13 protein-coding genes and 1 pseudogene are annotated in these 13929 nt (G+C 71.3%); 1 reads left to right on the top strand and 13 read right to left on the bottom strand.

Annotated features, from left to right (window positions below):
* Positions 1-22 precede the first annotated feature (22 nt).
* The 3 genes from EMA09_RS01230 to EMA09_RS01220 all read right to left on the bottom strand — a co-directional run bounded on the left by EMA09_RS01230 (position 23) and on the right by EMA09_RS01220 (position 4643).
* Complete coding sequence (locus tag EMA09_RS01230; protein WP_129838034.1) at positions 23-1288, bottom strand: lanthionine synthetase C family protein; 1266 nt, start codon at positions 1286-1288, stop codon at positions 23-25.
* On the bottom strand, positions 1285-4383 hold the full coding sequence (locus EMA09_RS01225; protein ID WP_129838032.1) for a lantibiotic dehydratase: 3099 nt from the start codon (positions 4381-4383) through the stop codon (positions 1285-1287). Before EMA09_RS01225 ends, EMA09_RS01230 begins: the two co-directional genes overlap by 4 nt.
* A gap of 101 nt (positions 4384-4484) precedes the next feature.
* The gene (locus EMA09_RS01220; protein ID WP_129838030.1) at positions 4485-4643 is read right to left on the bottom strand and encodes an FxLD family lantipeptide; all 159 of its coding nucleotides are present in this window, start codon (positions 4641-4643) and stop codon (positions 4485-4487) included.
* Between the two features lie 225 nt (positions 4644-4868).
* On the opposite strand from EMA09_RS01220, the gene EMA09_RS01215 reads away from it, so the two are divergent.
* On the top strand, positions 4869-6161 hold the full coding sequence (locus tag EMA09_RS01215; RefSeq protein WP_129838028.1) for a helix-turn-helix transcriptional regulator: 1293 nt from the start codon (positions 4869-4871) through the stop codon (positions 6159-6161).
* On the opposite strand, the gene EMA09_RS01210 is transcribed toward EMA09_RS01215, so the two are convergent.
* The 10 genes and pseudogenes from EMA09_RS01210 to EMA09_RS28755 form a co-directional block, all read right to left on the bottom strand.
* On the bottom strand, positions 6147-6779 hold the full coding sequence (locus EMA09_RS01210) for an HAD-IA family hydrolase (protein WP_129838026.1): 633 nt from the start codon (positions 6777-6779) through the stop codon (positions 6147-6149). The genes EMA09_RS01215 and EMA09_RS01210 overlap by 15 nt on opposite strands.
* 9 nt (positions 6780-6788) lie before the next feature.
* Positions 6789-7442 carry a hypothetical protein gene (locus tag EMA09_RS01205; protein WP_129838024.1) on the bottom strand — a complete coding sequence of 218 codons (654 nt, stop codon included), beginning with the start codon at positions 7440-7442 and terminating at the stop codon, positions 6789-6791.
* Between the two features lie 73 nt (positions 7443-7515).
* Positions 7516-9239, bottom strand: a pseudogene (locus EMA09_RS01200) (mobilization protein).
* Between the two features lie 17 nt (positions 9240-9256).
* Positions 9257-9775 (bottom strand): plasmid mobilization relaxosome protein MobC, encoded by a 519-nt coding sequence (mobC, locus tag EMA09_RS01195; RefSeq protein WP_240796172.1) that lies wholly within the window; start codon positions 9773-9775, stop codon positions 9257-9259.
* Positions 9776-9873: 98 nt separating this feature from the next.
* Complete coding sequence (locus EMA09_RS01190; RefSeq protein WP_240796171.1) at positions 9874-10158, bottom strand: hypothetical protein; 285 nt, start codon at positions 10156-10158, stop codon at positions 9874-9876.
* Complete coding sequence (locus tag EMA09_RS01185) at positions 10145-10333, bottom strand: hypothetical protein (RefSeq protein WP_129838020.1); 189 nt, start codon at positions 10331-10333, stop codon at positions 10145-10147. Before EMA09_RS01185 ends, EMA09_RS01190 begins: the two co-directional genes overlap by 14 nt.
* A complete protein-coding gene (locus EMA09_RS01180) occupies positions 10330-11712 on the bottom strand; it encodes a hypothetical protein (RefSeq protein ID WP_129838018.1) in 1383 nt (460 codons plus the stop codon). Before EMA09_RS01180 ends, EMA09_RS01185 begins: the two co-directional genes overlap by 4 nt.
* A complete protein-coding gene (locus tag EMA09_RS01175) occupies positions 11709-12290 on the bottom strand; it encodes a WhiB family transcriptional regulator (protein ID WP_129838016.1) in 582 nt (193 codons plus the stop codon). The genes EMA09_RS01180 and EMA09_RS01175 overlap by 4 nt, the downstream gene beginning before the upstream one ends.
* Positions 12291-12393: 103 nt before the next feature.
* Positions 12394-13113: an ATP-binding protein gene (locus EMA09_RS01170; RefSeq protein WP_240796170.1), complete on the bottom strand. Its 720-nt coding sequence runs from the start codon at positions 13111-13113 to the stop codon at positions 12394-12396.
* A gap of 32 nt (positions 13114-13145) precedes the next feature.
* Positions 13146-13529 (bottom strand): hypothetical protein, encoded by a 384-nt coding sequence (locus EMA09_RS28755; protein ID WP_240796169.1) that lies wholly within the window; start codon positions 13527-13529, stop codon positions 13146-13148.
* Between the last annotated feature and the right edge of the window lie 400 nt (positions 13530-13929).

Genomic DNA, 13929 nt, shown 5'->3' with positions numbered 1-13929 from the left:
TCGGTTCGCGGGCGGAAGGGGTTCAGGCGAGGAGGAGGCAGGCTGGCCAGCGGCTCGGTGTGCCGGTGGCGATGGTGTGCAGGGTGAGGGCGATGCCCGCATTTCCTTCGACGAGGCCGGGGAGGCCCTCGGGCACGGTGTCGAATGCATGCTCAAGCAGGGGCTGGACCAGCGTCGGGAGCAGGTTCACGAGGGTGTCGGTGGCCGCGTCGGCGGCTGCGTGCCAGGTGGTGGCGACCAGTCCAGCCAAGCCGTGGCACAGGGCTGGGTCGGTGAGGCGGGAAAGCTGGACGGGATCGTTGACGCACCGCACGAGAGCCACTTCGGCCGCCTGCTGGCGGGCGGTGTCGCCGGTGGCGAGGGCGGCGAGCTGCTGAGCGCGGGCCAGGCCCGGGGTGCCGTAGCACCAGGACGGCCGAAGCGGACCCTGTTGACCGGGACGGCCGGTGGCCAGTTCACCGAACGTGATCCGCTCGGGCCACCACCACCCCGCCGTCCCGTCCTGCCGCCAGGCATCGAGCCAGCGGCAGATGCGCGCGATGGCTTCGCGGTGTCCGTCGACGCGCACGCCGGCCAGCAGCGCCAGGGAGAGGGCGGCGACGATGCCGGAACAGCCATGAGCCATACCGAAGTCGGCATGTCCGTCGGCGTAGGCCGGGTCGTGCTCGTTGGCAGGGATGTCGCCGGTCCACCAGCCCGGCGCGGCACTGCCGACTGGATCTGCCGCGTCGACCGGCTCGGTCAGCCGGACCAGGTAGTCCAGCACTTGAGTAAGGAGGTCACCGTCCGGAGCACCGTGAAGCAGGTATGCGCTCAGTCCGGCGAGTCCGCGGGTCAGATCGAACTCGTACGGTGAGGGACGCAGGCGGGCGTCGATGCGGGTGTGGGCGGCTTGGAGGCGGGTCCGGATGAGCTTCTGGACGGCGGTGTCGAGTTCGGCCACGGCGCCCGCGTACTGGCCGGGTGCGGCCAGATGCAGGGCGAAGGCGATCGAGGGAGCACCGAACCACAGGCCCGCGCCCGGGCCGGCGGTGAGTTCGTCGCGGGTGGCGCGTGACAACCATGCGTGCACCGGCCCGACGCCTCCGCGCCCGAGCTGGGCACGCAGGCCATGCAGGACAGCGACGCCGGCGGCCCCCTTGGACAGTGACTGGTCGCGCCACCGTGGACTGTCGGGGCGGTAGTCGTCGCCGTAGTCCACTGACGGGGGCACGGCCAGAGCGGCAGCGAGTTTGTCCGCGAGGGCTGTTGCGGCCTCGCGGAGGCCGGGGTCCTCCAGCGCGGTCATCGATCGCCCCTCGCGATGGTCGTGCTCCCGGTGCTCCGGCGGGTCTGCGACAGGGCGACGGCCCGCGCCAGCTTGTACGTGACCGCTTCGGCCTCGGCGTCGATCCCTGCAGCGCGGTTGTGGTGCATGTGGAGCAGCGAGCCGAGCACGGATCCCGGGGTGAGCCGGTGAGCGGTGAACTCGAGGCGGTTGGTGTAGCGGGAGGCCGCCGCCCTGCGGGCCGCCCAAGCGGCGGCGAGATCCGCACCGCCCGGCAGCACGGGCAGCGTCTTCTCTTCGGCGAGGCGGAGTGTCTGGCGGCGTAGCTCGCGGTCTTGCGCGGTCGTGGTCGCCGCGTACTGGGGGTGGTCGAGCAGCCAGTGCAACCCCGCTGACCGGTTGCCCGTCACCGCACCGGTGAGATCGACCATGCTCGCCGCGGTCAGCGCCTGCGGGTGCACGTCCCGGTTCGCGGTGAGGAAGGCGAGCTGGGCGAGGACGGCTGCGGAGTCGGCTGCGAACAGCTCTTCGGCGGCGGCCAAGGCGGCCCCGGTGCCGTACCGCCCTGTCTCCGGCAGGTAGGAGTCGAAGACGATCTCACCGCTCAAGCCGCGCTGCCGGAGGCGTTCTGCCCAGGCTGCAAGGTACCCGGCGGCGCGGGCACCGTCCGGATCGTGCAGCCGGATTCTCAGGTGATCGATGGGCTGGCGGTAGCGGGCGAACCACCACCGAGGCGGGCTCGCCCACCGTTGCAGCAGCTCGGGCAAGTGCGCGCTGAGGATCTCGTCGTGCACCGCAGCGGGCGCGCAGAGCTTGGCGAACACCACCCCTGGCCCGGTGCCAGGGCCGGTGACGGGCGCGGGCCGGGCACTGGTCAGGAACGCCGGGGCAACGTCGGCGGAGGCGGTCGCCGCGAGTGGCACGACAAGCTCGTGGGCCCGTCCCTGGCACCATCCGTACGCGGTGGCGAGCGGCGCTTCGGCCACGGTGAGCGGGCCGTCGGCGGCCTTCAGATGGTCGCGGAGGACGGCCCGGTCCATGGCTTCGCCCAGGTCGAGCCGCAGCTGACGGTCCGCGGAGCCGACCGCGACGCCGGCGGGCAGGCGACGCTGTTCACGCAGCCTGTCCAGAGCCTTCTCCCAGGCAGCCATGGGCACGTCGGGGCCGGGGAGTTCTGCCGGATCGAGGCGCCACTGCGCGGGGGCCAGGATGCTGCGGCCATAGCGCACGCGGGGCCGAAACGGCAGGCAAGCGGCCATCCCCCAGTCGAACGCGGTGACCCCCGGGTGGGGCGAACGTGGGGTCTCGAACAGCAGCCGAGCCAGCGGCGGCATGGTGTGCCGGGCTCCTGCGTGCGGCAGGGCGGGTTCGATCACCTGTCTCCGGGAGCGTGAGACGACGTACAGTCGCTCCGCATCCGCGGCGATGGCCAGGTCCGACAGCGGTAGTTGGCTGTCGTGATCCGTGCGGTGTTCGGCGAGCGGGATCAGGCGCTCGTACACAGCAGGGACACGCAGAACGTTCTCGGTGCGTGGATGCCGGGGTGGGAAGGACAGCTGAGCGGCCACGGCGCCTTTCACACTGGTAGGCAGCGTGGTGTACAGAGTGGTCGTCTTCTGACGGTCGCCAGCGTCAAGCAGGTCGAGGAAGCGGCCGGAGTTGGCCGCGATTCGGCCGAACCCGCACACGCCCAGTGTGAAGTCGCCTGCGTCCACCGCCTCCGGAGTCTCGGCCCGCAGGTCGGCCCACAGCTCCGCCGCCGTCACCGGCCGCCGCGCTTCACGGCCGGGAGAGAGGGAATCGAGCAGCCCGGCGTCCAGTGCGATCTCCTCGACGCCATCAATGGCGGCCTGTTGGGCGAGCGCGAGCAGGACCTCGTCCCGCGGTGAGGCAGCCGGACCGCCGGGCTGTTCGGCGAAGTGCCGGGGGAACCCGAGACCGGATACAGAGTCGGTCAGCTCCGTCACCGGTACCGGGACGCCGGGGCCGTAGCGGGTGAGGAAGTCGCGGTGGTATGTACGCCACGAGGTGCTCGACGCCGGCTGCGGACTGAGACGGATGAGCGCCTCGGCCGCGCGGGCGGCCTCGTCGGCCACCGCCTGCGGCAGCACCAGGTTGGCGCCGAGCAGCAGGTCCACGGCCAGTGTCGGCTCGGCCCTGCCGGTCACCCGTCGCATCCGGTGGACAAGCACACGCCGATCCCACTTGGTCTCCCAGTCGCCGTCGCGGCCGATGCGGCCCATCGCGGCGTGGATGAGCTGCAACTCACCGACCAGGGTCTTGGTCTGTGGCAGGTCACCCACGCCCGCTTGGTGCAACTGGTTGAGCAGATGAGCCAGGGCGTCGCCGGTGGTGGCCGGGGCACGCAGGCTGGAGATCAGCACACCGACGTCCACCAGCTGTCCCACCACCTGCTCCAGCGCGGAGCGAACTGCGCCGGGATGCTCGGCGGCCACCTTGTCGACCAGGTCGGCGGTGCGGATCGGGGAGAGGGCCGTGTGCCGGATCGTCTCCATCACCGGGATCAGCCGCACCGACTTCTCCACCTCCTCGCCCGCCCTGTGCGAGCGGACGCTCTGATGCGGCTGCCAGGTCACGACGAGGCGTCCGCCGCGGGCGACGGCGAGCGTGTTGATCTGTACCGGTAGTCGGGCGAGAAGCTCGGGCACGGCTTCCAGGCGGGCGGTGACGGCGGCCAGCCAGACCGCGTCCGCCCGGGTCCGGAGCCGGTGGTTCTCGTTCCACTGCCAGGCCGTGTGCGGGCCGAAGGACGCGCCGGCCACTCCGGCAAAGGTGCCGAAGGGGGTGGCCCGGCCGCGCAGCCGCAGGCAGTAGCGGGCCAAGGCCCGGGCCATGCGACGGGCCGCGACGGTCTCGGTGGGCCGCCCGGCGAGGACCTGCTCGATCCGGTCCGCCAGAACAGGACTGGCGAGGGCCACAGCCTCGGCCAGGGTTCGGTTCGACCATGCCGCCGCGAGCCACATCCGCCATGGTCCGGCGCCGGTATCGTCGCCGGGCCAGGGCGGCAGGTGCATGTGCGGGGCGTGCGTGCTCGCGCGCAGTACGGCCGCCGGGACGGGTCGGTAGTACGGAGTGCGTCCGCTGCTCGCGGTCACTTATTGTGCCTCCCCAGACGGCCGGGTTCGTGGACTGTTGGCGCGGGGCGGCGGCGCCGGGTGCTTCCGTCACCGCCACCCCGTGGTTCGGGTCAGGAGAGTCAGCAGTCGCCGTTCTTGAGCGTGTCGCAGCCGTCGTCGGTGCTGGACAGCAGGGCCGCCGCGACGGGGCCGGCGGTGACGATGCTGATGCTCAGATCGAGGTCGACCTCGGTGGTGGCCGGAACGGCCGCCTCGGTCTGGTGGGTCTGGACGTTCATGGCGAGTCCTCCTGCTCATGGGGGTGGTTACTCATGTCGGTGATGCCAATGGCGTGCAGTCGGCGGCGTGCTGACGCCGAACGTGCCTTGCGGGACACGCGGCCACGGACGCGGGATCGGCCAAGTCCATCGCCTTGTGTGCTGAGACGAGCACACACCGCCAGGGCACGGGGGACAATGACGTGACCCGATCCAGTACCGATCCCAAGCAGGAGAGGCCGCCTGATGCCCGAACAACTGCGCGATGACATGCGGGAGGCGCGCAGGGCATCCGGCATGGTGTGGGCGAGATTCGCCCGTGAAGCGGGCTTTGGCGAGGCGTACCTGCGCAATGTGGAGAACGGCAACCGGTCCGTGACCGCAGGGGTTGCCGCCGCCTACGACAGGGTGTTACGCACCGGCGGCACCTTCGCGGCGGCGCTGCACGGCTCCGGCGCGCCGGGTGCCACAGACATGCCGTGGGACCAGCCCGGGAGCCTGACCGTTCTCACCGATCTGCTGAAGGGGAGCAGTGTGGATCGCCGAGGGTTCCTGTCTGCCGGAGCGGTGCTCTCCGGCTCGGCGAGGAGCTGGTCCAAGGCCCTGGAGACGATCGGGCCGACCAGGACGTTCTCTGCCGTCCTCCACGGCCCCGCTCTCCTGGCTCATGTGGACGACCGTCTTGATCACCTACGGCATCTTGACGACGAACTCGGCAGTGGCGAGGTGTACCAACTGGCCCGCAGCGAACTGTCCCTCATCGTCCGCCTGATCACGTCGCGTCGGTACGACGGTCCGACCGTGGACCGCTTGCATGCGATGGCCTCCGAAGCTGCTCGACAGGTCGCGTGGGCTGCCTTGGACCAGGGCCGCCCTGGCGTTGCCCAGCGTTACTTCGACGGAGCACTGCGCGCCTCCGCAGATGCCGGCGATCCCGTCAGCGGCGCCTACGGACTGTCCTTCGCCGCCATCCAGTGCTACTCCACCCCCGGACAGGCGGGCAGAGCGGTATCGCTCCTTCAGACGGCACAACAGCAGGTGAAACGGTTAGCGACTCCACGCATGCACGCCATGCTGGCCGCCCGCACCGCCCGCGCGCTGTCGATGACCGGCGCGAAGAAGGAGTGCGCCCACCAGCTCGACCTTGCCCGCGCTGCACTGGACAAGGGGACCCATGACGACGATCCGAAGACCCTGTATTGGGTGGACTACGGCGAGATCGAGATGATCGCCGGTTCAGCAGCCCTGTACCTCGGGGACCCAGCGGAAGCGGTACGCCGTTTCGAGGCCGCCATGAAAGCCTCGTACCCGGGCGATGAGGAGTACCCGCGCAGTAACGCGATCTACCTGGCCCGTGCCGCCGAAGCGCACCTTGCCATGCGCGACCTGGACGCCACAGTCGCCAAAGCACGCCACGCAGCCCGCTGCGTCGGCTCGGTGGACTCCGCTCGTTCAGCCTCCGAGCTGAAGCGACTCCGCGAGAAGCTGGCCCCGCATACCTCGCACACGGGCGTGCGCGAGTTTCTACAGGTCGGGTAGTTCGAGCACGTCACGGAGACGCTTGGCCGCCACTTGCTCGTCCAGTGCCAGCAACGGCGTGATGCCGAGCCGGTGGGCGGCAGCAAGATTCTCTTCGCTGTCGTCGACGAGCAGACACCGCTCGGCCGGGACGCCGAGCTTGCCGAGCACCAGACGGAAGATGGCCGGGTCGGGCTTGCGCACACCGTGCTCCGCAGAGAGCACGACCTCGTCGAAAGCGCCCTGCAAGTCGAACCCCGCATACGGGTCGTAGGGCTCCCGCCCGAGGCTGTTGGACAACACCGCGGTCCTGATCCCGGCAGCCCGTATCTGCCGCGCCACTTTGAGCATCTGGTGGGCCGGAAAGGCATCGTGGAGATAGCGGGCCATCAGGTTGTCGGGCCCGATCCCGATCAGGGCCGCGAACCCGGCATTCCAGTCGGTCTGCGTGATCTGGCCGAGCTCCAGCTTCCGGAACAGTTCCTGGCCTCGTGGGTCGGCCCAGGCACGAAGAAAGGTCCCCCGGGCGAGTCTCTCCCGGTCCTCGAAGTAGGAGATCACCTCGACCATGTTGAAGGTCAGGACCCCGAAGAAGTCGAAGATCACGCCCTCATACGCGGGCTTCGCGGATGTCGCCATCCCCAAAGCCTACGGTCCGTAGGGAAGTCGCGGCATCGCCCGTTCCTGTCGGCGCGGAGCAGGCGCGAGGGGGAAGTCCGCGACGACCTCCCATGTGTAGTAGCCGCGCTGGGGATGTTGACGCTGGTTGACGAGGTGGACTCGGTCGATGGTGATATCGACGCGTTCGGGGCGGAGTGCCCGGAGTTCGCGGTTCAGGGTGTGATCGTCGAAGTCGTGCCGGGCGTAGGCCAGGGTGCTGTGCGCCCAGAACTTCCGTTCGGTCGGCCGTAGCTTCACTCCGGGAACGGCGGCAGCCGCGTAGCGGGCGCGTCGGTTCAGAAGCGTCATGCCGTCTTCGGGATAGATGGCGGTGGTGATGGCGGTGATGCCTGGCCATACGGGGCCGCACTGTATGCGGAAGGGGCGGATGTCGCGGAAGGCTGCACGGGCTGCGGTGGTGAGCTGTTGTAGTTGGTCGGGGATGAGGGGGTGGTGGATGCCCTGCACGGTGGCGTGGAGCCATGGTTCTGGTATCGGGGCCAGGTGTGGGGCGTATCGAGTGAGGAGCTGGTGGTGCGCGCGGGCGTAGGCGCGGTATCGGGGGTGTTCGTTGAGCAGGATGAGGAAGTGTGGGAACGGGCCGGACTTCCACAGCCGTTCCTTGGTGAAGTAGTTGTGCAAGGTGATCTCGGAATGCGGGGGCCAGGGATTCGAAGTAGGTGAGGGGGCGTTCGTGGTGGCAGGTCGGGGCGGGTCAGCGCGTTGTGCGGCTGGTCTTGTCGTTCTGCTGCTGGCGAGTAGCCGGGCGTCCGGTCTCCGGGGAGACGGCGGGTCGGTGGCGGTTCAGCCGGCCGGTGGTGGGGAGGGCGGCTGTGCGTCGTAGCCGCCATGTCAGGACGTCGCTGATGGAGTCGGCGGTGTCGAGTTCGCGGTGTGCGGCTACTGCGGCGAGGAGTGTGGTGGGAGGGTGGCCGGCGGCTTCGGCGTCGTTGAGGGTCGCCGCGAGTGCGGGCCAGCCGGGTTCGGTGAGGATCCGTTCGGCCAGTTCGGGGATGGCTTCGTGCACGGTGGCGGCTTGTCTGCGTTGCTCGTGCCGGGGGAGGAGCCGTCCGCGGTGCTGCAGGGCGTTCAAGGGGGCGGAGGCTGCGGTGCGGTAGGCGGTGCGTAGGTGGTTGGCGGCCTGGCGGGCGGCGTCGGCTTGCTGGGCGTGGTGCCGTCTGGCGTGCCAGTGCGCTGCGGCGGTGATCAGGAAGAAGAGCATGTCGATGGCCATGGCTGTGGTGGCGCCGTCTTCGCCGCGGCCGAGGGCGGGGCCGCCGTGGACGAGGTCGCGGGCGGCCTGGCGAAGGGCGCGGTCGTGGCCGTGTTCGGCGCGTACGTGGGATCGGGAGGCGCGTTCGTAGGCGAAGGCGGCTTCGCGTAGTGCCTGTCGGGTGTTCGCGGCGGCCGTTGCGGCGAGTGCGTCGAGGACTTCACCGGCGGCGGTGATGTGCGTGGCGACCTCGCCGTCGTTCCCGCGGTCGATGATCAGGAGGGCTTCCCACGTGGCTGTGGCGGCCTGGTGCCGTGCCCGGGCGGCTCGGCTTGTCGGAATGCCGGAACTGCGCGCCGGCCGTGCTTCTCCCGTTGTTTCTGCCGGTGCGGTGGATGAGAAGCGCTTCCGGACGCGGGGGAGGGACAGGTCGGGGGCGAGGGCGGAGCCGGGGAAGAAGACGGGTTCACCGTGCTTGTTCCGGTCGTCCGGGAGGGCGACCTTGTAGCCGAGGAGGTCGCCGGAGGGGCGATGCGTGTGCGGATCAGGAGGCCGGCGGCGGCCAGGCGGTCGAAGAACTCCTGCTCGCTCCCTGTGCCGGCCAGGGCGCGCCGTACCGTTTCGCGGAGTTCTTCGCGGGCGGTCCGTTCGCGGCCCTGGCGTTCGGCTTTGTGGCGTTCGGCGCTTGTGGGGCGCTTGGCGGCGGTGCCGTCACCGGGGAGGAGCCGTCGTAGGCCGAGTTCGGTCTCCAGGAGGCGCGCGGCGGCTTGGACGCGGGCGGCGTCGCGGTGGAGGCGTGGTTTGCGGCCGTCTTCGCGGGCGAGGGTGGCGACGATGTGGATGTGATCGGTGGCGTGGCGGACGGCTGCCCAGCGGCAGCCGGGTTCGCCGTTCCCGGGGTCGATGCCGGCGGCGGCCACCATGCGGTGGGCGATGTCGCTCCATTCGTCGTCGGACAGGACGCGGTCGCCGGGGGCGTTGCGCACGGAGAGGTGCCACACGTGTCGGGGCGGCCGGCGGTCCGGGGAGAGGGCGACGACGGGCTGGTCGAGGAGACGCTGCAGTTGGACGAGGGTGGCTTGCCGATCCCGGCCGGGATCGGGGGCGTGGCCGTCGAAGGAGGCCACCAGGTGCGGGTCGGTGTGTTCCTCGTGCGTTCCCGGTCCGTAGAGGTAGTGGAGCAGGCCGATGGTGCGCTTCCCGCGCTGATGGACTCGAGGGATCATGCGGGCCGTGCGTTCCTTCAGTTCCGGTCGAGCAGGCGGTCCGTGGCGTCCTGGATGCGTGCCACGGCCCGGTGGACGGCGGCGAGCACGACGTCCAGCTCCTTGGGCGTCGCGCCCGAGTTGATGGCGCGGGCCACCTGGTTGAGGTTGTTCCCGACCTGGCCGAGGTGCCGGCGCGCCGCGAACAGCTCGGCGACCAGCTCGCGTCGGCCGGCGAGGCTGGCGGCTGTCCGGTCGAGGTCGCGGGCGGCGCTGAGAGCGGAACGGGCGAGGAAGCCGGAGAGGGTCAGGCCCGCGGCCTCGGCCCCGGCGGTGATGCGGGCGAGTTCACCGGCGCTCAGGCGGGTGGTACGGACGTACGGGCGCTGCCGGTGCCGGTATGCCCGGCGCCGGGCGCGGTGCACGGCGCCGGGGCTGCTCGGCGGGACGTCTCCCGTCGCTCCCTGCTGCGGCCTGCCCTCGGCCGCGGCTTCTTCCTCCGGCGTCCCCCGGCGCCGGATGCCCGCCGTCCCCGGGGCGGTGCTTCCTTTGGACACTCCGCCCGCAGCGGAGTATCCAAAGGGATAACTTGCTCGCCCGGCAACGGAGTTGGGCGTCGCGACCGGATCCGGGTCGGGAGGCCGTGTCGGTCCGGTCATCGGGTGATCCGCGTACGCCGGTGCTGCTGGATGGCGGCCGTCAGACCGAGCAGTCCGGCGTCCTCCAGGAGGTGGACGGGAGAGTGCTGGGTGGCCTGTACGAGCCATGGGCCGGCCGGGGTCCGGACGGCGGCGTGCAGCAGTCCGTGACGGACGAGGACGTCCGCCCACGCGTCGGCTTGCGCCGGATCGTTCAGCAGCGGTCCGGGTTCGATGATGGCCTCCTCCGGTCGGGCCGGGCGGTCGCGTCGCCCGGCGTGTGGCGCTTCAGCCGCATTCACGGCAGCGCCGCAAGTGGTGGTTGAGGGCCTGGGCCATGCGATGCCGTGCCCCGCGAGCGATGTTCGCGCTGGCCGCGGCGGCGGGGCTGTGCCGGCGTTCGGCATGGTCGTTCAGGTACTGGATGTCGCGCATGTATCCGGCCCGGATGGCCTCGAAGCGACGGCAGGTCTTCACCTGCTGCTCCCTTCCGGGGAGGTGGGTCGGTGCTCGCGCAGGCGTTCCAGGACGGGGGCGAGGTGCTCGTTCCGTCTGCCGGGCAGGCCGTGGGTGCGCAGGATCTCCCGGAGCTGGTCGCGGTTGAGGGTCTCGTTGCCGTCCCGTTCAAGCACGGCGGGGACGTGGGGACGGACGCGTTCGACCAGTTGCTCGGTGGTCAGGGGACGGGCGGTACGGGTCCGGTCCCGGGCGTTCTTCGGTCGCCCGCGCGGGGGAGCGGGACGGTGACGATCCCGCCCCGGGGGGCGTTCGACCTCCGGGTCCGCCTCCCTGTTGCCGCACTGGGCCGGTGATGTGCCGGCAGGGCGGAGTTCTGAACCCCGCTGACCTGCGGTCCCCTGCGGCGAGTCCCACGCGGCCGTCCCCGTCCCGCTACGGGTCCCCGTTCCGGCCCCGGTCTCTGTCCCGGCCGGTCGGGGACGGGGGACGTGTTCCTTTCGCGGGACGGTGCGACGGGACTGGCGTTCGGGGACGGTATGGGGACCGTCCCCGGTGGGAGGTTCCCAGGGGACGGGGAGTTCCATGGTGGCGAGTGCGAGGGCGTGCCGCCGGTCGGCGAGGGTACGCAGCAGCCGATCGCGTTGCTCGGGGTCGGTGGACACGCCGGAGCGCGCGAGGGCCGAGGCGAGTCGGCCGGCGACTCTCCGCCCCCGCCTCGACGTGCGCCAACGGGGTGAGTGCTCGGCGAGGCGGGTGGCGAGGGCGACCGCTCGGGCGGTGGCGCGGTCCCGGGCGATCTGCTCGGCATCCCGGCCGCGTTCGACACCGAGGCGGGCGAGCATCCGCTCGCGGACTTCCCGCCCGAGCGTGGCCAGCAGGCTGCCGGATTCCGCGTCGGGTCGGCGGATCCGCAGCTCGATTCCCATGGCCTGGTGCCACAGGGTGGCCGCCATGATCGGGCCGATGACGGCTCGCACTGTCCCGCCGACCGGCCCCGACTCGGCGTAGGCGGGGATGATCTGGACCGTGGTGATCAGCCACACCAGGGCACCGGGAAGCCCCGTCGATCCCCGGGTGGAAAGGTGCTGGCGGGCCAGCAGCGCGCACGCGAACAGGGCGAGTTCGGCAGTGGCGAACATGGCGGCCCGCTCGGCGACTCTGGCCATCTGCAGCCGGTCGGCTGCGAAGTTCCACGAGGTGTCGGCGCTGTAGGCGGTGCAGCAGATCGCGGCCAGGGCCGCGACCCGCACCGCCGGCGAGCTTTGGTTCGAGGCGCTCGCGCGGGAACGGCGTCGGCGGTGGGCCACCATCACCACCGCGGCCAGCAGCCCGGCGCAGGCCAGGCCGGTGATGAACAGGAAGCCGGGGGATACGGCGGACAGTTCGTCGGGGGTCATGCAGCCCTTCCGAAGACGCCGGCCGTCGCGGGGGCGGTCTCGCTGCGGACCTGCCCGTCTTCGTTCGTGTCGAACAGACCCCAGTAGCGGTCGCGGTCGTCCACGGTGTGGGCGGCGTTCCGCATCAGGTCCTTGGCCCAGTCGAGGTCGAGCCGGAGGGTGTAGGCGAGGCGCTCGGCGCTCCAGCCGCGGACGTAGGCGTGGAGTACGACGGTCTCGCGCTCGGCCTGGCTGAGGTGGACGTCCCGGCCCATGAACGTCGCGCGGATCCGCCGGTAGTCCATCCGCTGGGCGACGCCGTTGTGCCACGGGCGGCGCTCCGTCTCGGTCAGCCCGCCCCAGATGCCGTGGCGGAGGTCGTTGTCGAGCGCGTAGTCCAGGCACGCCTGCCGTACGGGGCAGCGTCCGCAGGTGGCCTTGGCTTCGGTGATCTGCGCGTGGGCGCGGGGGGTGGGGAAGAACAGCTCGTCGGCGTCGGCCGGGTCCATGCCGTGGCACAGGCCACGGGGCTGCCAGCTGTGATCCGCGATGCCGCGCAAGGTGGTCGGCGGTGCGGCATTGGTCGTGAGGTAGCGCATCGAGGTCTCCAGGGGGAGCCGCGCCGCACGGCGGGCAGGCGCAGGCTGAACTGGGCGCAGGTGAAGGGGGCCGCGCCACGAAGCAGAGAGGGTGGGGCAGGGGTCAGTGGCGCTGGAAGCGGCGGTCCGGTCCGGTCAACCGGATCGGCGTGCACATGCCGGACAGTCGGCTGAGGACCCGGTCGCCGACCGCATCGCGCAGCACGGGCTGGGACGCGGGGACGTCGGCGGAGCGCACGGGCGGCAGGTTCGTGGTGAAGAGGGTCGGCAGACGGTGCTGGCAGCGCCAGTTGACCAGCCGGAAGAGGATCTCCTCGGTCCACGCGGTGCCGCGTGCCGCACCCAGGTCGTCGAGCAGGAGCAGCGGCACGCGAACCGTTCGGCGCAGCAGGAACTCCGGGTCGGTGCCGGGGCGCGGGCGCAGTTCGGCGAACAGGTCGGCGACTGTGGTGGCCTGCCAGCGCACGCCGCACCCGGCAGCGGTCAGCGCACGGATCGCTCCGTAGGCGGTGTGCGTCTTGCCGGTCCCGGTGCCGCCCCACAGCAGGAGGCTCGGTCCGTGGCCGATCTGCCGGCGTCCGCGTGCGCCGTAATGCGGGTGCAGTCCTCCGGTGTGCGGGGGCACCGCGGCGTCGGCGACCGCCCGCACCCACGCTTTGACCTGCGGATGCTCGGGAAGCGCCTGGCGATAGACGAACGGGATGCGTTCTTGCGCGGCGACGAGCGCCGGCTCGGGCTCGGTGGGCTCGATGACGGCGGCTGTCCCGTCGATCCCCCGCTTCGCCAGCGCGGCGGCCAGCCGGGTGCGGAGCCGTTCCGACACCGCTGGCGAAGGACCGGCATGACGCACGGGGGTCACAGCTCACCTCCGAAGCTCTTCGGCTCCGACGCCGGATCGAGGTAGGGCCGGTACGCACCGGCTCCGGCCCATGATGTCGAGGACGCGGTGGAGCGCGGCGCCGATGGCGCGTTGACAACCTCGTTCACCAGGCTCGGCAGGACGCTCGGATGCAACCCCTTGGCCCGAAGCCGCTCCAGCGCCGTGCGGATGTCGTCGGGGGAGAACCCCTCACCCAGCAGCGTCCTGATCTTCCGCCCGAGGTGCCCGAGGACATCCTCCGGCGGCCGACGCACGCAGCTCGCCGCGTACTCGCCCACCAGGCTCCTGGCGGAGATCGATCCCTGCCCGGCGACGGGCGGGGGCGCCTCGCGCCCCGAAGGAACAGATCCAGGATCCACGATCCTAGATCCAGAACCCGACTCCTCCTGTCCTCCTCCCGGAGCACTCCCGGAGTCCTCCGGGAGTGGGGGCTGACCTGCACTCTTGCCGCGTCCGGCCGACGGACGGCGAGGTCCGGTCGCCACCGGAACGTCACAGACGTCCACGGGCGGTCCGGAAGGCTCCGCACCTCCGCTCGCTGCGGGTTCGCCCCTCGCCGGAGCCGTCCCGGAGCCCTCCCGGAGGAGTCCGGGAACTGGTACGGAGGAGGACGGGGAGCGCGGTGAGCGCTCCGTGGCACGGCAGTTCGCGGACTGACACTGCCCGCACCGGTGGCCCCCCGGATGCACGGGGCAACTCGGCGCGCGCGAGGCCGTCGGCTTGCTGATCTTCTGGTGCCGGTCCCACGTCACCACGTGG

It is taken from the genome of Streptomyces sp. RFCAC02, assembly GCF_004193175.1.
GTDB lineage: Bacteria > Actinomycetota > Actinomycetes > Streptomycetales > Streptomycetaceae > Streptomyces.
Note: the sequence above shows the minus strand (reverse complement) of the source record. Positions and strands in the feature narration are given on the sequence as shown.

Bases quoted from the DNA above. Each gene is read 5' to 3' on its own strand.
- EMA09_RS01220 (WP_129838030.1), bottom strand. From the start codon at position 4,643: ATGAACGTCCAGACCCACCAGACCGAGGCGGCCGTTCCGGCCACCACC.
- EMA09_RS01230 (WP_129838034.1), bottom strand. From the start codon at position 1,288: ATGACCGCGCTGGAGGACCCCGGCCTCCGCGAGGCCGCAACAGCCCTC.
- EMA09_RS01180 (WP_129838018.1), bottom strand. From the start codon at position 11,712: ATGACCCCCGACGAACTGTCCGCCGTATCCCCCGGCTTCCTGTTCATC.
- EMA09_RS01210 (WP_129838026.1), bottom strand. From the start codon at position 6,779: ATGGCGACATCCGCGAAGCCCGCGTATGAGGGCGTGATCTTCGACTTC.
- EMA09_RS01175 (WP_129838016.1), bottom strand. From the start codon at position 12,290: ATGCGCTACCTCACGACCAATGCCGCACCGCCGACCACCTTGCGCGGC.
- EMA09_RS01215 (WP_129838028.1), top strand. From the start codon at position 4,869: ATGCCCGAACAACTGCGCGATGACATGCGGGAGGCGCGCAGGGCATCC.